At 36.4% G+C, this 20,298-nt stretch carries 20 protein-coding genes; 14 read left to right on the top strand and 6 right to left on the bottom strand.

Annotated elements, in window-relative coordinates; genetic code table 11:
• The 3 genes from lpdA to MKZ17_RS15935 all read left to right on the top strand — a co-directional run bounded on the left by lpdA (position 1) and on the right by MKZ17_RS15935 (position 2,678).
• Positions 1-1,413, top strand: coding sequence for a dihydrolipoyl dehydrogenase (lpdA, locus tag MKZ17_RS15945; protein WP_340724720.1), 1,413 nt, complete (start codon positions 1-3; stop codon positions 1,411-1,413).
• A 199-nt stretch (positions 1,414-1,612) separates the two neighbouring features.
• Positions 1,613-2,026: a CidA/LrgA family protein gene (locus tag MKZ17_RS15940; RefSeq protein ID WP_340724719.1), complete on the top strand. Its 414-nt coding sequence runs from the start codon at positions 1,613-1,615 to the stop codon at positions 2,024-2,026.
• Complete coding sequence (locus tag MKZ17_RS15935) at positions 1,986-2,678, top strand: LrgB family protein (protein WP_340724718.1); 693 nt, start codon at positions 1,986-1,988, stop codon at positions 2,676-2,678. Before MKZ17_RS15940 ends, MKZ17_RS15935 begins: the two co-directional genes overlap by 41 nt.
• Before the next feature lie 41 nt (positions 2,679-2,719).
• Here MKZ17_RS15935 and MKZ17_RS15930 read toward each other — a convergent pair whose 3' ends face one another.
• Positions 2,720-4,189 carry an aminotransferase class I/II-fold pyridoxal phosphate-dependent enzyme gene (locus tag MKZ17_RS15930; RefSeq protein WP_340724717.1) on the bottom strand — a complete coding sequence of 490 codons (1,470 nt, stop codon included), beginning with the start codon at positions 4,187-4,189 and terminating at the stop codon, positions 2,720-2,722.
• Positions 4,190-4,315: 126 nt separating this feature from the next.
• Here MKZ17_RS15930 and MKZ17_RS15925 point away from each other — a divergent pair, with 126 nt between their 5' ends.
• Positions 4,316-5,275, top strand: coding sequence for an NAD(P)H-dependent flavin oxidoreductase (locus MKZ17_RS15925; RefSeq protein WP_340724716.1), 960 nt, complete (start codon positions 4,316-4,318; stop codon positions 5,273-5,275).
• A 21-nt stretch (positions 5,276-5,296) separates the two neighbouring features.
• Positions 5,297-5,569 carry a UPF0223 family protein gene (locus tag MKZ17_RS15920; protein WP_340724715.1) on the top strand — a complete coding sequence of 91 codons (273 nt, stop codon included), beginning with the start codon at positions 5,297-5,299 and terminating at the stop codon, positions 5,567-5,569.
• 143 nt (positions 5,570-5,712) lie between these two features.
• On the opposite strand, the gene MKZ17_RS15915 is transcribed toward MKZ17_RS15920, so the two are convergent.
• Entirely contained in the window at positions 5,713-6,339 is a 627-nt protein-coding gene (locus MKZ17_RS15915) for a YktB family protein (protein ID WP_340724714.1), read from the bottom strand.
• Positions 6,340-6,525: 186 nt separating this feature from the next.
• On the opposite strand from MKZ17_RS15915, the gene MKZ17_RS15910 reads away from it, so the two are divergent.
• Positions 6,526-6,723: a hypothetical protein gene (locus MKZ17_RS15910; RefSeq protein WP_340724713.1), complete on the top strand. Its 198-nt coding sequence runs from the start codon at positions 6,526-6,528 to the stop codon at positions 6,721-6,723.
• 130 nt (positions 6,724-6,853) lie between these two features.
• On the top strand, positions 6,854-7,654 hold the full coding sequence (locus tag MKZ17_RS15905) for an inositol monophosphatase family protein (RefSeq protein WP_340724712.1): 801 nt from the start codon (positions 6,854-6,856) through the stop codon (positions 7,652-7,654).
• Between the two features lie 73 nt (positions 7,655-7,727).
• Here the strand turns inward: MKZ17_RS15905 and MKZ17_RS15900 are convergent, their stop codons facing one another.
• Entirely contained in the window at positions 7,728-7,943 is a 216-nt protein-coding gene (locus MKZ17_RS15900; RefSeq protein WP_340724711.1) for a DUF5325 family protein, read from the bottom strand.
• A gap of 131 nt (positions 7,944-8,074) precedes the next feature.
• Here MKZ17_RS15900 and typA point away from each other — a divergent pair, with 131 nt between their 5' ends.
• The 3 genes from typA (at position 8,075) to MKZ17_RS15885 (ending at position 11,197) form a co-directional block, all read left to right on the top strand.
• A complete protein-coding gene (gene typA, locus MKZ17_RS15895) occupies positions 8,075-9,925 on the top strand; it encodes a translational GTPase TypA (protein WP_340724710.1) in 1,851 nt (616 codons plus the stop codon).
• A 29-nt stretch (positions 9,926-9,954) separates the two neighbouring features.
• Positions 9,955-10,359: a YlaH-like family protein gene (locus MKZ17_RS15890; RefSeq protein WP_340724709.1), complete on the top strand. Its 405-nt coding sequence runs from the start codon at positions 9,955-9,957 to the stop codon at positions 10,357-10,359.
• A 202-nt stretch (positions 10,360-10,561) separates the two neighbouring features.
• Positions 10,562-11,197, top strand: coding sequence for a fucose permease (locus MKZ17_RS15885; protein ID WP_340724708.1), 636 nt, complete (start codon positions 10,562-10,564; stop codon positions 11,195-11,197).
• A gap of 47 nt (positions 11,198-11,244) precedes the next feature.
• Here the strand turns inward: MKZ17_RS15885 and MKZ17_RS15880 are convergent, their stop codons facing one another.
• Together MKZ17_RS15880 and MKZ17_RS15875 are read right to left on the bottom strand one after the other, a co-directional pair.
• On the bottom strand, positions 11,245-11,448 hold the full coding sequence (locus tag MKZ17_RS15880; protein ID WP_340724707.1) for a YlaI family protein: 204 nt from the start codon (positions 11,446-11,448) through the stop codon (positions 11,245-11,247).
• A gap of 11 nt (positions 11,449-11,459) precedes the next feature.
• A complete protein-coding gene (locus MKZ17_RS15875) occupies positions 11,460-11,960 on the bottom strand; it encodes a peptidyl-prolyl cis-trans isomerase (protein WP_340724706.1) in 501 nt (166 codons plus the stop codon).
• 169 nt (positions 11,961-12,129) lie between these two features.
• Here MKZ17_RS15875 and MKZ17_RS15870 point away from each other — a divergent pair, with 169 nt between their 5' ends.
• Genes MKZ17_RS15870 through pyc form a run of 3 tightly spaced genes read left to right on the top strand, consistent with a single transcriptional unit; the run spans position 12,130 to position 17,101 of the window.
• A complete protein-coding gene (locus MKZ17_RS15870) occupies positions 12,130-12,411 on the top strand; it encodes a YlaN family protein (protein ID WP_340724705.1) in 282 nt (93 codons plus the stop codon).
• A 60-nt stretch (positions 12,412-12,471) separates the two neighbouring features.
• Entirely contained in the window at positions 12,472-13,650 is a 1,179-nt protein-coding gene (locus MKZ17_RS15865; protein WP_340724704.1) for an FtsW/RodA/SpoVE family cell cycle protein, read from the top strand.
• 16 nt (positions 13,651-13,666) lie between these two features.
• Positions 13,667-17,101, top strand: coding sequence for a pyruvate carboxylase (gene pyc / locus MKZ17_RS15860; protein WP_340724703.1), 3,435 nt, complete (start codon positions 13,667-13,669; stop codon positions 17,099-17,101).
• Positions 17,102-17,231: 130 nt separating this feature from the next.
• On the opposite strand, the gene MKZ17_RS15855 is transcribed toward pyc, so the two are convergent.
• Positions 17,232-18,143, bottom strand: coding sequence for a COX15/CtaA family protein (locus tag MKZ17_RS15855; protein WP_340724702.1), 912 nt, complete (start codon positions 18,141-18,143; stop codon positions 17,232-17,234).
• Between the two features lie 1,057 nt (positions 18,144-19,200).
• Here MKZ17_RS15855 and coxB point away from each other — a divergent pair.
• On the top strand, positions 19,201-20,271 hold the full coding sequence (gene coxB, locus MKZ17_RS15850; protein WP_340724701.1) for a cytochrome c oxidase subunit II: 1,071 nt from the start codon (positions 19,201-19,203) through the stop codon (positions 20,269-20,271).
• Positions 20,272-20,298: the final 27 nt, after the last annotated feature.

Genomic DNA, 20,298 nt, shown 5'->3' with positions numbered 1-20,298 from the left:
ATGGTAGTAGGAGATTTTCCAATCGAACTAGATACTCTAGTAGTAGGTTCAGGTCCTGGTGGATACGTTGCTGCAATTCGTGCAGCACAAACAGGTCAAAAAGTAACAGTTGTAGAGCGTGGAGCATTAGGTGGCGTTTGTTTAAACGTTGGCTGTATTCCTTCAAAAGCTTTAATTTCAGTAGGTCACCGTTATGAGCATGCAAAACACTCTGATGATATGGGTGTATTAGCTTCTGACGTAAAATTAGACTGGTCTAAAGCACAATCATTCAAAGACGGCGTTGTAAAAAAATTAGTAGGCGGCGTTGAAGGCTTATTAAAAGGTAATAAAGTAGATATCGTAAAAGGTGAAGCCTACTTTGTAGATGCAAACACTGTACGTGTAATCGATGGCGATAAAGCGCAAACTTATACATTCAAAAACGCTATTTTAGCAACAGGTTCTCGTCCAATTGAAATCCCAACATTCAAATTTACTGAGCGTGTAGTAAGCTCTACTGGTGCATTATCGTTCCCAGAAGTACCAGGTAAATTAGTTGTTATCGGCGGTGGTTACATCGGTACAGAGCTTGGTTCAGCTTATGCTAACTTAGGTTCTCAAGTAACAATTATCGAAGGTGGTAAAGATATTTTAGCTGGCTTCGAAAAACAAATGACGCAAATCGTTAAAAAAGGTCTTAAAAAGAAAGGCGTTGAAGTAGTAGTAGGCGCATCTGCTAAAGGCGTTGAAGAAAACGAAAATGGCGTTATCGTAACGTATGAAGTTGGTGGGGAAGAGAAGACTGTAGAAGCAGATTACGTATTAGTAACTGTAGGTCGTCGTCCAAATACTGATGAAATCGGCTTAGAAGAAATCGGTATTAAATTCGCTGAGCGCGGTTTATTAGAAGTAGATAAGCAATGCCGTACTTCAGTTCCAAACATTTATGCAATCGGTGATATCGTTTCAGGTCCACAATTAGCGCACAAAGCTTCATATGAAGGTAAAGTCGCTGCAGAAGCAATCGCTGGTGAACATTCAGTTGTTGATTACTTAGCAATTCCAGCAGTATGCTTCACAGATCCAGAAATGGCAACTGTAGGTTACTCAGAAGAAACAGCTAAAGCTGAAGGTCTTGAAGTAAAAGCTGCGAAATTCCCATTCGCTGCGAACGGTCGTGCATTAGCACTTAACCAAACGGAAGGTTTCGTGAAATTAGTTGCTCGTAAAGAAGATGGCTTATTAGTAGGTGCTCAAATTATTGGTGCTGGTGCATCTGATATGATCGCTGAAATGGGTCTTGCTATTGAAGCTGGTATGACAGCTGAAGACGTAGCATTAACAATTCACGCTCACCCAACATTAGGTGAAATTACGATGGAAGCTGCTGAAGTATTATTAGGCAACCCAATCCATATCGTTTCTAAATAAAAAATGATAAGGGACTATGTAGTATGAAAATACTGCATAGTCTTTTTTGATTGAAAAAATAGTACTCCAAGAAAAATACTATTCGTATATGTAAATAAATCTATCGATAACTATGAAAATTTGTTAGTTATGTATAAAACGAAATAGACAGATATTTGTTATAGGCGTACAATGATAGGGAATGAGAGGAGGTCATATGATGAATGTGATTCGGACGATTGTTCAAATTGGCATTATCATTTTATTTTATTTCATAGGAGAGACAATTGTAAAATTGACAGGGATAGTCATTCCAGGCAGTATTATAGGTTTAGTATTATTATGGTTAGCATTATTTTTTAATGTGCTAAATGTGAAATACATACAAAAAGGAGCTAGCTTTTTACTAGCATTTTTAACTTTATTTTTCATCCCTTCCACGGTAGCTGTGATTAATTATCCAGAGCTATTAACGATTTCTGGAGGATTACTAATAGTAGCAGTTATTTTGAGTACGATTTTTGCACTAATTGTAGCTGGGAAAGTAAGTAAATATATTGAGATAAAAGAACAACGGATGAAGGAGGAGAGTAATGTTGATGCAGCTACTGCAAATTCTATTCATCGTCCTTAGTACAGTAGGAATGTATATATTATTAAATAAACTTTATTTAAAGGTAGGTAATCCATTTCTATTACCAATCTTAACTGTGACATGTATAACCGTCTTCATTTTACTCGCCTTTAATATTCCGTATGAAGAATATATGGAGGGAGGACAATGGATTTCTAGAATGCTAGGACCTGCCGTTGTCGCATTAGCATTTCCATTATACAATCAGCGTGAAATGATATTTAAATATAAGTTTTCCATTTTAATTAGTATTGTTGTCGCAATGATTGCAGGCTTATTAAGTGTTGTCTCTTTATTATTGCTTTTTAGAGCAAGTGACACATTTTTATATACATCATTGCCGAAATCTTTAACAACACCCGTTGCTATGCAAGTAAGTGAATCGATTGGTGGTGTTGCGCCGCTAACAGCAGTTTTAGTAATGGTTGCAGGCTTTACTGGAGCAATACTTGGTCCCTTACTCTTTAAATTCTTTAAAATTGATACAGCAATTAGTCGCGGTGTAGCAATGGGAAGTGCGTCTCATGGTGTAGGGTTGACGAAGTTAAAAGAATATGGGGAAGAGGATTTATCTATTGGTTCTTTATCTATGGGATTAAGTGCAGTGCTAGGGGCATTTATTATACCTTTAATAACATTATTGATCATTTAAAAAGACAGATTGGTTGTCGTTCAACCAATCTGTCATTTCTTCTAATAAATTGCTTTTCGTTCTTTTATAACACGTATATTTTGAAGGGTATTGTCTTCTGGACCTTGTACAGGTAAACCTGCCTCGATGTTCATTATTATGAAATCAATATTACTTTGTGTAATTATTTCCCCGGGAATAAAAATGGGAATTCCTGGTGGGTAAACCATAATAAATTCAGCACAAATATAACCTTCCGCTTGAGAGAGAGGTATACTTTCTGTTTGTGCATAAAATGCATCTCTTGGTGTCATCGCAAGTGCTGGAATTTCTGGTATTTGGACATTTGTTTCTGTTATTGTTGCCTCTGAATCGAATTCTTTCGACATACGTGTTAACGCATTAATCAAAAGGTTGATTTCCTTTTTAGAATCACCAATCGTCACTAAGCATAAAATGTTGTATAGGTCCGATAATTCGACTTCAATGTTAGCTTTTTGACGTAGCCATTCCTCAGCGACATGTCCAGTAATACCTAAATCTTTTACGCTAATTAAAAGCTTTAATGGATCCATATCAAAGGTTGCGGAAGAGCCTAATTTCTCTCGCCCTACACAATGAAGGTGTGGAATCGTATTAATGCGTTTTCGAGCATCTTTAGCAAGTCGGATAGCTTCATCTAGTAAGTCTTCTCCATGAACTGCTAGCTGGCGTCTTGCAGTATCTAATGACGCAAGCAATGGGTACGATGTAGATGTAGTTGTAAGCATTGAAAAGACAGCCTGCACACGTTTTGCTGATACAAGTCCTTCTTTCACATTTAACACTGAGCTTCCAGTCATTGATCCACCGAGTTTATGAATACTTGTAGCAGCCATATCTGCTCCAGCTTGCATAGCTGATATCGGTAGATCGTCATGGAACTTAATATGAACGCCATGAGCTTCATCAACAATTACGGGAATATTACGGGCATGTACAATGTCAACAATACGTTTTAAATCTGCTACGAATCCAAAATAAGTTGGATTAATGACAAGTACTGCTTTTGCATCTGGATATTTTGTTAGCGCCTTTTCTACTGATTCCGGAGAAATGCCATGTGAAATACCAAGTTCACTATCTACCTCTGGATGAATAAAAATTGGAATAGCACCAGCAAATACAATGGCAGACATAATGGATTTATGTACATTCCTCGGTACTATAATTTTATCGCCTGGACCGACGACGGTTAGAATCATCGTCATAATGGCGCCACTAGTACCTTGTACGGAAAAAAATGTATGGTCAGCTCCGAAGGCTTCTGCTGCAAGGTTTTGAGCTTGCATGATTACACCTTTTGGAGCATGTAAATCATCTAGTGGAGCAATATTAATTAAATCAATTGATAAAACGTTGTCGCCTACGAATTCACGGTAAGCTGGATCCATTCCTTGTCCTTTTTTATGACCTGGAATATGGAACTGAATAGGATGTCTGTTACGATGCGAAAGTAGCGCATCAAACAAAGGAGTCTCTAATTGTGACAACGCAGGTACCACCTCACTATAGTAAAATTTTTAAAAACAAATGAATTATAGCACCTATTAAAGTTGCTGACTATAAAAATATTTCGAATTATACTTTTAATAAAAAAATTGATGGAGGAATGAATAATGAATTGGAATACACGTGTGACAGAACTATTAAATATTCAGTATCCCATTATACAAGGGGGCCTAGCTTATTTAGCATACTCTGAGCTTGCTGCGGCCGTTTCGAATGCAGGTTGCTTAGGGCAAATTACTGCTATGAGTTTATCATCACCAGAAGCACTAAAAGAGGAAATTAAAAACGTGAAAAAGTTGACGAATAAACCATTTGGTGTCAATTTTGCAATAGGAATGCACGGAAAGGGCTATGAAAAAATGGTAGAAGTGGCTGCGGAGATGGAAGTACCTGTTGTAACAATTACAGGGGGAAATCCGACAGCCATTTTCGATCTATTAAAAGATGCCCCGTGTAAGAAGTTAGTGCTCGTAGCAGCAAAGCGCCAGGCTCAAAAGGCAGAACAGCTTGGAGCTGATGCAGTGATGGTTGTAGGTCAAGAAGGCGGGGGGCATCTAGGAAAAGATGATGTTGGGACAATGGTGCTTGTACCACAAGTTGTGGATAGTGTATCGATTCCTGTCATCGCATCCGGTGGAATTGGTGACGGTCGTGGATGGATGGCAGCACATGCATTAGGTGCAGAAGGAATTGAAATGGGCACACGTTTTATTGCAACGAAGGAGTGTGTTCATGCTTCACAAGTTTATAAAACGGCACTAGTTAAGAGCGAAGAAACAGATACAACCGTTATAAAGCGATCTATAGGTGCACCAGCTAGGGTTATTCGGAATGAATATACGGATAAAATATTGGAAATCGAAGCTGTAACTCCTAAATATGAAGCATTAAAAGCTTATATAGGTGGTGAAGCCAACAAACAATTTATATATGAAGGTGATGCATCAAAAGGTTTTGGGTGGGCTGGTCAAGTAACTGGAATGATCCAGGATATTCCGTCCGTAGATCAATTAATTCAACGTATGATTGTACAAGCACAAGCTATCCGTTTAAAATGGGGACAGTAATAAAAAAGGTAGGGAAAAATTATGGAATACTCATACCCACTGTCTCCGGACTGGACAACACAAGAAATGGTCGATGTCGTTCACTTTTTTGAAGCAGTTGAGCTAGCATATGAAAAAGGGATAAAACGTGAAGATGTTATGGCGCGCTACAAACGTTTTAAAGAAATTGTTCCTTCTCAAGCTGAGGAAAAAACGATTTGTCGAGAATTCGAACAGGCAAGCTCATATGTACCATTCCGAGTTGTTAAATTAGCTAAAGAGCTTGAAGATGGTCAAATTGTGAGAATGCGTTAAATATTTAAAGGATTTTCTATTAAAAAGTGAGCCTTCAGTAAACTAAGGCTCACTTTTTTTAATTTTTTTGAAAAAAGATAACAAACAGTCAAAAGATTGGCATGTTTGCTAGCTAATTGTACATATTATAAAATAATGGCGAATTATCTATCTATAATCACATGATAAATTGGCAATAGTTCATCAAATGTTTTTTCAACAAGTGCTAAAAATTGCTCAGATGATAATTTAATCGCTTCTTCGGCAGGGATATGACGCCCTACTAAAAATTCGCCCTTTTTAACATCATGTAATCGTGTAATGTATTGCTCTAGCTTGCCATCGCGAGCTTCAGAAAGTGAAATGGCATCTGGCTGCATGTGGTCACCTGAAATAACATAATCATCGGAAAGTGCCTCAATCTTTTTTATATTATTTAATAAACGTTTCGCCATTTCTTGCTTTTGAGGTGCTTCATAAATTATTGCGACAACAATGAATAAATGTGTTCCCCATAAACCAATTTGAAAATGTGGTAAAGCTTTATAGCCACGTTTATACGGAGCAAAGGCTACCCAAGAATCTTTTGGGGGATTAACCGTTCTTCGAGCATGTTTTGCCACATGTGGAAAGAATTCATCACCAGTTCTTACGCTGAAATAGGCAGAAAAAATTTCTCCTAGTTCATTGAATTTTGGTCGAACAATCGTCGTTAATGCTTCCATGCGCGCATCTAACCCATCAATTTGGAATACATGAAAGTCTTCAGAAGTCCATTTTACATTACTCATATTTTTTTACAGTTCCTTTCGTAATAATGTTTATTTTAATAAAAATTTGGGAAAAAATCTGTTAATAGAAACTTTATACCGTAAGGATTTACTTTAGTAAAAGAAAGTAGTAAAAAGTAACTAGTTGCGTTTCGGATAATTAAATATTCAATGAAAGTGAAAATAAAAGACGAGGAAGTGACATTTATGAAACAGATGATTAAGATTATACGCAAAGTGGATATCGAAAAGCAATACGAAGAGATTTTAATGTTGGAAATGGACTATGAGTTAGCGACATTGTATGTTGCTATGAAGGATAACAATCAGTCAGAAATGGAAAAGTCGAAAAAGCGTTTAACAGAAATTCAAGAGGAACTAAAAGGTTTACAGGTATATGCATAATAAAAAAATGTATCCAAAATAAAAAATCACTTGCTATATAAAGAAAGCAAGTGATTTTTTGTTATAATTAAGAATATTCAAAGTAATTGGCTTCCCAAAATAAAATATATAATCGGAAGGTGGATGCAAAATGGACGTAAAAAAACTAGATCAATTTGCAAAAGAAATCATTGTAGAAGCAGGGAAAAAAATACGTGATGCATTTTCCTATGATATAGAAATAGAAACAAAATCGGGTGCCAATGATCTCGTAACAAATATTGACCGAGAAACCGAGTTGTTTTTTATTGAAAAAATAAAAGCTTTTGACTCAAGTCACCGTATTTTAGGGGAAGAAGGTATGGGCGAAAAAGTTGAAAGTTTAGAAGGGGTTGTTTGGATTATAGATCCAATTGATGGCACGATGAATTTTGTGAAACAGCATCGTCATTTTATGATTACAATTGGCGTTTATGTGGATGGAGTTGGGATATTAGGATACATATTTGATGTAATGCGAGAGGATCTATTTTATGCCATTGCTGGACAAGGGGCATGGTATAATGATTCGCCGATGCGCAAATTACAACCGTTAAAGATTGAGGAGGCGGTCATCGGGATTAATGCGAATTGGGTAACGCCAAATAATCGTATTAATCATGAAAGAATAATCGAGCTCGTGCGAACAGTGCGAGGGACACGATCCTATGGTTCAGCTGCAATGGAGATAGCATTTGTTGTAAGCGGGAAACTGGATGCTTATATTTCAATGCGGTTAGCGCCCTGGGATATAGGGGGCGGTGTAGTAATTGCAAAGGAAGTTGGTGCAATTGCAACGAACTTTAATGGCAATCCATTTGATTTTTTAACAACAGATACATTTTTGATTGCAAACCCTTATATACATCAATTAATTTTGGATAACTATATTGAAGAAAAAAAGATGTTATAAAGTTGAACTTTCAAATTTATAAATCAAAAAGAGCGAATGTGTAATTGTATACACATCCGCTCTTTTTCGCAAACTAAAGTAATCCTTGATCTTTAAATTTACGTTTCGTTTTAAAACCTAATCCAAAAATAGCACACATGACAATAAAACCAATAATTACTCCGATAATTCCCATTGTTTCGTATTCGTCACCTGTCATGAAAATTAATGAAAATGATACACCCATGCTAACCATTGATAAAATTGCGGCTAATGCATAGAAGAACATTACTAGCTTTGCTTTATTCATCTTTTAACCTCCGTACTTATCCGTATATGTGACTAAAATAATGATATTATTTTTTTACGAAAAGACATTTAATCTTTCATGTGCTATAATATCACAGTTAAACATTTGAAAAAAGAATATGGAGTGGAATAATGACAAATTTACGTGAAGATTTACGCAATATCGCGATTATCGCGCACGTTGACCATGGTAAAACGACATTAGTTGACCAATTATTAAAGCAATCGGGTACTTTCCGCACGAACGAGCAAGTTGAAGAACGTGCAATGGACTCGAATGATATTGAACGTGAACGCGGAATTACGATTTTAGCTAAAAATACAGCAGTTAACTATAATAATACTCGAATTAACATCCTTGATACGCCTGGACACGCTGACTTCGGTGGTGAGGTAGAACGTATTTTAAAAATGGTAGACGGAGTTCTACTTGTTGTCGATGCGTATGAGGGTTGTATGCCACAAACTCGTTTTGTATTGAAAAAAGCATTAGAGCAAAAATTAACACCAATCGTAGTTGTTAACAAAGTCGACAAAGATTCAGCACGTCCTGATGAAGTTGTAGATGAAGTTTTAGACTTATTAATTGAATTAGGTGCAGACGAAGACCAATTAGACTTCCCAGTAGTATTTGCTTCTGGTGTAAATGGTACGGCTTCATTAAGCTCAAACCCAGCAGATCAAGAAGAAGATATGAAATGTCTATTTGAAGCTGTAATCGAGCATATCCCAGCACCAGTTGATACACGAGATGAGCCTTTACAATTCCAAGTAGCTTTACTTGATTATAATGACTTCGTAGGTCGTATCGGTATCGGGCGTGTAATGCGTGGTACAATTTCTGTAGGTCAACAAGTTTCATTAATGAAATTAGACGGGTCAGTGAAAAACTTCCGTGTTACAAAATTATTTGGTTTCTTTGGTTTAAAACGTGAAGAAATTCAAGAAGCATATGCTGGTGATTTAATCGCCGTTTCAGGAATGGAAGAAATCAACGTAGGTGAAACGGTTTGTCCAGTTGATCACCCAGAGGCACTTCCTCCAATGCGTATTGATGAGCCAACATTACAAATGATGTTCTTAGTAAATAACTCACCATTTGCAGGTCGTGAAGGAAAATGGATTACTTCTCGTAAAGTAGAAGAGCGTTTACGTTCACAACTACAAACTGACGTATCATTACGTGTAGAAGATACAGATTCTCCAGATGCTTGGATGGTATCAGGTCGTGGTGAGCTTCACTTATCGATTTTAGTAGAAAACATGCGTCGTGAAGGGTATGAATTACAAGTATCAAAACCACAAGTAATCATCCGTGAAATTGATGGTAAAAAACATGAGCCAGTTGAACGTGTACAAATCGATGTGCCGGAAGATTGCGTAGGTTCAATCATCGAATCTTTAGGTAACCGTAAAGGTGAAATGCTGGACATGGTCAACGAAGGAAACGGACAAGTACGTTTAGTATTTATGGTACCAGCTCGTGGATTAATCGGTTATACAACTGAATTCATGTCATTAACAAAAGGGTTCGGGATTATTAACCACACATTCGATTCTTATCAACCATTAGTTCCTGGTAAAGTAGGCGGTCGTCACCAAGGTGCTTTAGTTTCTATGGAAACGGGTAAAGCAACAACTTACGGTATGATGGGTGTAGAAGATCGTGGAACATTATTCGTAGAGCCAGGTGCTGAAATTTACGAGGGTATGATCGTAGGTCAAAACACACGTGATAACGATATCACAGTAAACATTTGTAAAATGAAACAAAAAACAAATGTCCGTTCAGCAACGAAAGATCAAACAAACGTAATTAAAACTCCTAAAATCTTAACATTAGAAGAAGCTTTAGAGTTTTTAGATGATGATGAGTATTTAGAAGTAACACCAGAATCAATCCGTTTACGTAAACAGGTTTTAGATAAAGGTGAGCGAGAGCGTATTACGAAAAAGAAAAAGAACGCTGAATTAGAAGGTTAAAAAAATTGGCGTTAATAGGGAAAGGTTGAATGATGTTGAATATGATGGCTGTAATGAGTAGCACATTAAATTTAGTATTAGCTGCAACTGTATCTACAAATGAAAAAGAGTACGTTTTTGAACGTATGTCTGGAATCACAAGATATTTATATGAAAATTTACCAAGCTACGAAATGGCTGGTTATGCAACGTTTATTCTCGTGTTCCTTATGTCGGCAATTGTATATAAACTAGGCTTTGCAAAAAAATTATCATTGGGTAAAAATATTGTTATTTATACATTTTTATTTATAGGATGTATGATTTTAACGTTTTTAGCATTGTTCTTACCGATGATCGAAGGCTTAATCGTTGCTGCTTTAATTTTAATCGTCTATAAATCACGTCTATGGCGCGAAAAACGTGAAGAAGCGAAAGCAGCAAAACAAGCATAATTTTTTGAGAGGGAACAGTATTGTTTCCTCTCTTTTTTATCGAATGAAAATACCCTATTGCATTTATTCGTACAAAATGTGTCTATTTTATCAAAAATTTAATGAAGAAATTCACGATGAAAAGCTTGTGAATTGCTTCAAAAGAATTGAAAGCGTTATAATTTATTATCAGATATGAAATAACTAGATGGAGTAGAGAAAAATGAATTTTACAAAAAAACAAGTTATTATCACTGTTGCTGCAGCACTTGTTATTATTTCAGCCATTATTTTCTTACCAGCAGTCTTTAAAGCGAATAAAGAAGATAATGCGGCAGCGCAATTAAGCGAAATTTATAATGATCAATTTGTTGTAACAAAATCAACCGTTAGTACATTCGGTGATGAATTTGAAATAACAGTCCAATCAGAAGATACAAAAATCGTATATGACTTCGATGTACAAGGTGAATCGTATGAAGGGGAATATTATGCTGAAAATGTGAATGCTAAAGTTAGCGATTTAGTTCAACCATTAGTACCAGATGCATTAGTTATGTCGAATGTTCATTTACAAGGTTTAACAGAAGAAATTTCACTTGAGGAAGCAGATGTACAAAAGGCAACAATCCGCCTACTAAATTTAAATGAATTAACAGATGAAGTAGCACAAGAAATTGCCCAAACGTTGAAAAAACAATTTGGTGAAATTCCAGTACAAATAGATGTATTCGTTGTTGACCAAGAGCGAGTATTTGATGGCGTTAAATTTGAAGTGGAAAACTATTTCCAATTAAGTAAAATTAAATCGGAGAGCTTCATTGACTTTAAATTCCATGAGCAAAATTTTAGCTTCTAAATAAAATAAAGGCGCTGTTCATTTGAACAGCGCCTTTATTCTTTCTATTAAAATTCTTCATCAAATTTTGAAGAAGTTCGATAGAAAATGAAATTTCCAGTATCTACTCGCTTTTGAGTATTTTCTGAAATGCGATCGGAACAAGACATACACATAAAAGTATGAATCGGACGATTTCGCAGCTTTTTTGCTAAAGGTAAATCGTTTGGTAAATCATGTATTGCATCGCAAATAACACATTTTACACGCATTTTACGACCTCCTATTGTATACGAATCGCACGAATGTTTTTAATTGGGTTGTCTCTATTCGAACCGTCTCCGAATAAAATATGAACTGGACCGTCTTCAGTAAGTGGCTTACCATCTTGGCTAAATTTTAAGATGAAATTTTCTACTTGCTCTAACGGGAAAGAAATTTCTTCATTTGCTGCACATTCAAATACGACTTCTGTTGCAGTTGGTAAAATTTCTGCATTATTTAGGAAAGGTTTAATTTCCATCCCGAATGTTCCAGTCAACATCCCCTTGCGGTCGAATTTCCGCTCTGTTTTTAAGGTTGGAGGGAAAACTGCACCTTCCATAATTTCTCGTGACCAATGTGCACCCATGTCACGTAAATATTTTTCGTTATCCTCTTCTACTTTTTCTGTATCGAAATAGGTAGTCAAATCAAGCTTACGATCATCAAAAATCCACACTGTTGGATCTAATGTCAATTGATATGTGACAGCACCCTTAATAGGAATGATTGTTTCAACCATAGTAAGTCCCCCTTAGCTATTATCCTTTCCTATTATAGCGTGATTCAATTGAGAAAGAAATATAATTGAATTGGAAGTAAATCATACAAAGAAGCTTGCATTTTTTTAAGTAAAAAGATACACTTTATTAAGATAGAATCGAAGAAATATCATAGATGGGGGCGTCCTCATGGATACGAAAGCACAAGCTTCCTTTCAGGAAAAGGCATTAGAGCTATTAACAGCAGATGCAGATAAAATTGCTCAATTAATTCGAGTACAAATGGATAATTTGACAATGCCGTCTTGTCCATTATATGAAGAGGTTTTAGATACACAGATGTTTGGCTTATCACGTGAAATTGATTTTGCTGTAAAGCTAGGTTTAATTGAGCGTGAAAAAGGAAAGCAGATTCTTGACTCACTTGAGAAAGAACTTTCTTTATTACATGATGCGTATACAGACAAATAAAAGAAAACTCAAACGCTATGTGCAGTTTGAGTTTTTTTTTCAAAAACGAGGTTTGGTTAAATGAAAAATTATTTTAAAAATTTTTTCCGGAATTTTGATTACGGGTTGTTGTTTGTATACATTTTCTTAACATTGTTTGGACTCGTAATGATCTATAGTTCAAGTATATGGATTGCGATTGCGCGATTAGATGCGTCGCCGAATCATTACTATGTGAAGCAATTAACAAACATAGTAATCGCCTTTACGTTATTTATAATTGCAGTCATTGTGCCATATAAAAATTTAAGAAGTAAAAAAATTCTAATGCCGTTAATGCTCATTATGATTCTGCTCGAAATATGTCTGGCGTTGTTTGGACACGGTAAAGAACAAACAGGTTCCCAGAGTTGGATTAGTTTATTTGGGATAATGAACTTCCAACCGTCAGAATTTGCGAAGCTCTTTATTATAATTTTCTTTGCAGGTACCTTTTATCGAAAAAGTGTCAATAAAGGTTCGATGCAGCTTTTAACTTTTGATGACATTGCGCCACCGCTTAGCATGTGGTTATTCATTATATTATGTGTTGGTCTTGAAACAGACATTGGAGCATTAATGATTATTTTCGTTATTGCCATGGCAGTCATCTTGTCGAGTGGTCTTAGAGGAAAGACGATGATTAAAATTACCGGTCTCGTAAGTTCTCTAGGAATCGTAGCCGTAGGGGCATTATTAATTATCAAACGCGATTCAATTTTTAATGCAAGTCGTTTAGGTCGCTTTACATCTTATTTGGATCCATTTGCAGCTTCACAAAACTCAGGTTATCAAGTTGTTAATGGTTACTATGCAATCGGTTCAGGTGGTTTAGAAGGAAAGGGACTGGGCCAATCCACCCAAAAACTGGGTTATTTACCGGAGCCGCAGACCGATTTTATTATGGCGGTTATTGCAGAAGAATTAGGGGTTTTAGGTGTTACAATTGTTATTTTTGGTTTAAGTTTTATTGTGTTGCGAGGATTTTATATTGCAATGACAACAAAAGACCCGCTTGCACGGATGCTAGCGGCGGGCATTTCTACTTGGATAGGGTTACAAACTTTTATTAATTTAGGTGGTTTATCGGGAATTATCCCGTTAACTGGGGTTACGTTACCTTTTATTAGCTATGGCGGAACTTCGATATTATTGCTGTCTATTGCAATGGGGATTTTAATTAATGTCTCTACAAATCACAAATTAGAGAAAAGAAAGTAATTGGGGGTAAGGAGAAATGAAGTCGATCAAAAAGATTTTAGTTGCAAACCGAGGGGAAATTGCAATTCGTATTTTACGTGCTTGCAATGAATTACATATTAAAACGGTTGCGATTTATTCACGTGAAGATAGCGGTTCTTATCACCGTTATAAAGCGGACGAAGCTTACATTGTAGGGGTCGGAAAAAAGCCAATAGAAGCCTATTTAGATATTGAGGGAATCATCAAAATTGCAAAGGAAGCAAATGTTGATGCTATTCACCCAGGGTATGGTTTTTTATCTGAAAATGTAGCGTTTGCCCGTCGTTGTGAAGAGGAAGGTATTCAATTTATCGGACCTACTTCTACTCATTTAGATATGTTTGGCGACAAAGTAAAAGCCCGTGATCAGGCAATTCAAGCGGGGATTCCAGTGATCCCTGGTACGGATGGTCCTGTAGATAGTTTAGAAGAAGTTCAAACGTTTGGGGAGCAATATGGCTATCCGGTGATGATTAAAGCGGCTTTAGGAGGTGGTGGACGTGGAATGCGTCTCGTCCAAACGGCTGAGGAATTACAGTCGGCCTATGACCGTGCTAAATCAGAAGCGAAAGCAGCATTTGGATCAGATGAAGTATATGTTGAAAAAGCGATAATAAAGCCTAAACATATTGAAGTGCAAATTATTGGAGATACACACGGTAATATTGTGCACTTATATGAGCGTGATTGCTCAATACAGCGACGCCATCAAAAGGTAGTTGAAATTGCACCTTCAAACTCTATTTCAGAACAATTACGAAATCGTATTTGTGATGCAGCAGTAAAGTTAATGGAAAAAGTCAAATATATTAATGCAGGTACTGTGGAATTTTTAGTAGCTGGTGATGATTTTTATTTCATTGAAGTAAATCCACGTATTCAAGTTGAACATACAATTACCGAGATGATTACAGGGATTGATATTGTTCACGCCCAAATTAAAGTAGCTCAAGGACTAAATATTCACTCGAAGGAAGTTGGCATTCCAGCACAAGACAAAATTCCGTTATTCGGATATGCCATTCAATCACGTGTTACTACTGAAGATCCAGCAAATGATTTTATGCCAGATACAGGGAAGTTAATGGTCTATCGTTCAAGCGGTGGGTTTGGTGTCCGTTTAGATGCCGGAAATGGATTCCAAGGCGCAGTTGTTACACCTTATTACGATTCGCTTTTAGTGAAAATCTCAACATGGGGTATGACGTTTGCTGAAGCAGCAGCGAAAATGGATCGTAACTTACGGGAATTCCGTATTCGTGGTGTCAAAACGAATATTCCTTTTTTAGGGAATGTAGTATTACATGACAAGTTTTTAACAGGGGAATTTGATACGAGCTTTATCGATACAACGCCGGAATTATTTGAATTTCCTGAGCGGAAGGACCGAGGAACAAAACTATTAAATTATATTGGAAATGTTACATTAAATGGTTTCCCAGGTGTTGAAAAAAGAGCTAAACCTATTTTCGTACAGCCGGAAAAGCCAAAAGTAGATATATTCATCCCAACACCAACTGGAACTAAGCAAATATTAGATGCCCATGGTGCAGATGGATTAGTGAAATGGATTAAAGATCAAGATGATGTATTATTGACGGATACTACATTCCGTGATGCCCATCAATCATTACTTGCGACACGTGTGCGTTCTCAAGATATGTTCCAAATAGCGGAGGAAACTTCTCGTTTAATGCACGATCACTTCTCGCTTGAAATGTGGGGTGGTGCGACATTCGATGTTGCGTATCGTTTCCTAAAGGAAAATCCGTGGGCGCGTCTTGAAAAATTACGTCAGCAAATCCCTAACGTACTGTTCCAGATGCTTCTGCGCGGTGCGAATGCAGTTGGTTATACGAACTATCCAGATAATTTAATTCGAGAATTTATTAAAGAATCTGCTTCTTCAGGGGTTGATGTATTCCGTATATTTGACTCATTAAACTGGATCAAAGGAATGGAAGTTGCAATTGATGAAGTACGTAATAGCGGCAAAGTAGCTGAAGCGGCTATTTGCTATACAGGCGATATTTTAGATGATTCGCGTGCGAAGTATACAGTTGAATATTACAAAAATATGGCGAAGGAATTAGAAGCAGTAGGGGCGCATATTTTAGCGATTAAAGATATGGCAGGATTGTTAAAGCCTCAAGCTGCTTATCGCTTAATTTCAGAACTAAAAGAGGCAACAAACTTACCAATTCACTTGCATACACATGATACAAGTGGTAATGGAATTTATTTATATGCTAAAGCAATCGAAGCGGGTGTAGATATTATCGATACGGCATTAGGCTCAATGGCAGGGCTAACTTCTCAACCAAGTGCAAACTCGTTATACTATGCGATGAAAGGTTCGGAGCGTAAAGTACGTGCAGACATTGAAGGACTAGAGAAACTATCCTATTACTGGGAAGATGTTCGTAAATATTATGTAGACTTTGAAAGCGGCATGAATGCACCACATTCTGAGATTTATGTCCATGAAATGCCAGGAGGCCAATACAGTAATTTACAACAGCAAGCAAAAGCAGTTGGTTTAGGCGATCGTTGGGATGAAGTAAAAACGATGTACTCTCGTGTGAATTTAATGTTTGGTGATATCGTAAAAGTTACGCCTTCTTCCAAGGTTGTAGGAGATATGGCGTTATTTATGGTTCAAAATAATTTAACCGAAGATAATATCGTTGAACGTGGTAAGGCGATCGATTTCCCGGAATCTGTTATTGAATTTTTCCAAGGTTATTTAGGGCAACCTCATGGTGGATTCCCAAAAGACATTCAACATGTTGTGCTTAAAGACCGTGAGCCGATTACAATAAGACCTGGAGAATTACTAGCTCCAGTTGATTTTGAAAAGCTAGCTGGAGAATTAGAGCAAAAGACAAATCATACACCGTCAAAACAAGATTTACTTGCCTATGCATTGTACCCGAAAGTATTTGAGCAATATGTTCAAGCATCGGATTCATTTGGAGATATTTCCGTTTTAGATACACCTACTTTCCTTTACGGTTTAAAATTAGGTGAAGAAGTTGAAGTGGAAATTGAAAAAGGAAAAACGCTTATTATTAAACTAGTGTCCATTGGTGAGCCACAACATGATGGAACACGTGTCATGTATTTTGAAATGAATGGTCAATCCCGAGAGCTAGTTATCCAAGATCTAACAGTAGAAGTGGATGGAAGTATTGCTTTGAAGGCTGATCCGTCAAATCCAAATCAAATTGGTGCAACAATGCCTGGTACGGTGTTAAAAGTAGTTGTAAATAAGGGAAGCACAGTAAAACGTGGTGACCATTTATTAATTACTGAAGCGATGAAAATGGAAACAACTGTTCAAGCGCCGAAAGATGGTGTTGTGAAAGAGGTTTACGCCTCAGCAGGTGATGCGATTTCAACAGGCGATTTATTGATTGAATTAATGTAAATTCGTAGATTAAATTTGAGAGGTCTGAAAAAAGCACCTTGCCCAATTGCACCATGATCAACATATAGCAATAAAAAATGGCACTATCCGTTCAATCTTGAACAGATAGTGCTTTCTTTACTCTACAAAACTATTTATTTCGAGAAACTAGTAAAATCATATAACATAATAAACCAAATAATAAAGTAATTAATAATGAATGCATTAATGAAACGGCTAAATGTAATTTTAATAATACAACTAACATACCTGCAAGTACTTGCATAACTACGATAATAAACGCAATTACCCAGCCCCAATAAATTACCGGCTGATTTTTATAGTGCTTAATTACATGAATCGCAATGTAAGTAATCCAGATAACGAATAATAATACGGCAAATCGGTGCCCCATTTGTACCCATTCATACATGTTATAAGGTAATGCAAATGGTTGATCATTTCTACAAAATGGCCAATCAGGACAGACTAAACTTGCATCTGTATGGCGAACTAATGCCCCAGTGTATACAACTATGTAAGAATATAAAGTTACACATATAGTATGTATTTTTAATTTTTTACTCATATTAATATTATCCGTATCGAACTTTTTATCGACTTCAAATACGATTAATGTAAGTAATAAAACAGCAGCAAATGAGATCAATGAAATTCCGAAATGTAGTGCGAGTATGAAGTCACCTTGCCCCCATAATACTTGAGCAGCCCCAATTAAAGCTTGTAAAATAAGGAAGAACAAAGCCGAAATGCCTAAAAATTTCACTTCTCTAATATGCCCTAATGCTTTCCATGTCCAAATTGTTAATATAAGTATGAAAATAGATACAGAGCCTGTCACAAGACGGTGTGAAAATTCGATTAAAACTTCAGCTGTAATTTCTTTAGGGATTAAAGAACCGTTACAATCTGGCCAATTTCGCCCGCAGCCTAATCCGCTGTCTGTTTTCGTAACGAGTGCGCCACCTTGAAGAATGAGCAACATGCCCAGTGTTGCCGCAACAGCAAACCATTTTAAATATTTGTAATATTTTTGTTGCATGAAGTGAACCCACCTTTATTCAACATCGCTCATAAAAGCGTCTCTAGATTTAGATAATATCGAAAAATCTGGAAAAACACAACTTCTATCAGAATTCCGTTAAAATTAATACCCAGTTTTTCACAAATTGTTCATAAATTCGTCTCCTATCCTTCACAAATATTGTAAGAAAATACATTACTATATAGTTGTTGTTTTAGATTTCTAAACGCTTCGACACATTTTGTATGTTGTTATTTGAAATTTCACGAAACGGCTAGAAATCCGATACAAATTTAGATATAGTTAATGGTAGCGGAATATGCTTACAAATTTGAAAGGAGAAGTAAGTTATTTGGTACAGATATACAGTAACGGTGTATCCCCTTGAAGTTACAGTTCATGTTAGGTTTTCTTGCACTTATAAAGATTGGAAATGGTTATTCAAACTTAATGAAAGCTTATACATGCTTACTGAGCTCGACAATTTTCTTAAATGTAATCTTGTATTCTACAAAAAGGGTGAGAGCGAAGTTTACTTAGAATTTTGTAATAGAACTGTATCTATATAACTTAATTATTCCAAATTGTAAGCGGAATTTTGTAAATGATGGCATATTCGCTGCCAACATGTGGGGACTAGTAGTTAGATTAAATTGTATTCTATTTTGTTTAAATGTTCCGAACTAAAGATTTTGGCAATCTATCGTTGAATAGATTTCTAGCACTAATCCACTTTTCATTGATTCGCTGGATTGTTTAAAACATTTTATTTTAGGGGAACAATAGCATTTAATTGTAATTTTGTGTGGTGGCATCCTTCTTCTTAATTTTCTGATTAATAGAAGATAGAAATAGCTAGCTACAAAAATAGCAATGCTATAAAAGGAAGATTTGTATAGAGAACGAACTAAGTCTGTCGATCTTTCAAACGAAATGATACATGTAGTAGCTGATCTAATGGAAATGAGTGGCTTTTCATATTGGGATTCTTTCTGAATTAAGAATTCACATAGAACTTAACCGTAGTCCTGGTTACACATGAAAATACAACAAAGAAAGAGGGGTTTATTAAGCTATGATGAAAGGGCTTAAAAAATGGCGTTTATTCTCGCTATTAACAGTAATGACAGTATTCCTTTCAGCATGTGGTGAGGAGTATATTTCGACACTTCGCCCATCAGGTCCGGTCGGTAAAGAGCAGTTAAACATTTTAATTCTAGCTTCTGTGATTATGTTATTCGTTGTAATCATAGTATCTACTATTTATTTAGTTGCTTTCTTTAAGTTCCGCCGTTCAAAAGTTGGCGAGAACCATATGCCAAAGCAAGTGGAAGGTAGTCACACGCTTGAAGTAATTTGGACAGTAATCCCGATTGTATTATTACTAATCCTAGCTGTTCCAACATTAAACTCTACGTATAAATTTGCAGATGTTGCTGCAATGGATGAAGTAGATGAGAACGGTAACAAAACAGCGCTTACAATTAATGTAACTGCAAAACTATATTGGTGGGAATTTGAGTACCCAGATTTAGGGATCATTACTGCACAAGATTTAGTAGTACCTACTGGTGAAAAAGTGTACTTCAATTTACTCGCTGCTGACGTTAAGCACTCATTCTGGATTCCAGCTGTTGGCGGTAAGATGGATACAAACGTTGATGGGATTAACAAGTTCTATCTACAATTCGATAAAAAGTCTGAAGGTTTAAATGACGGAGAAGGTGTATTCTACGGTAAATGTGCTGAGTTATGTGGTCCTTCTCACGCATTAATGGACTTCAAAGTAAAAGCACTTGATCGCGAAGGCTTTGATGCATGGGTAGCTGCTATGAAAGCAACGGAAGGCAATACAGCAAACAAAGAATCTGCTGATATTGGTGAAGCGACATTTGCTAATTCATGTTTAGGATGTCATGCAGTATCAGCGGTAGCTGGTTCTGGTTTAGGTCCAAACTTAACAAACTTCGGTGATCGTGCTCGTTTAGCTGGCTTCATGGAGCATACAGTTGAAAATACGACTGAATGGATTATTGATCCAGATAAGTATAAGCCAGGTAACACAATGAAGGGGACTTACAATGTATCACCTGAAGAGGCGAAAGCAATCGCTGAATATTTAATGACATTATCAGTTGAACAATAACGACATATTAGAGAGAAACTTTGAAGG

This window comes from Solibacillus sp. FSL R7-0682, from assembly GCF_038005985.1.
Lineage (GTDB): Bacteria > Bacillota > Bacilli > Bacillales_A > Planococcaceae > Solibacillus.
This window is presented reverse-complemented; position numbering and strand designations above follow the sequence as displayed.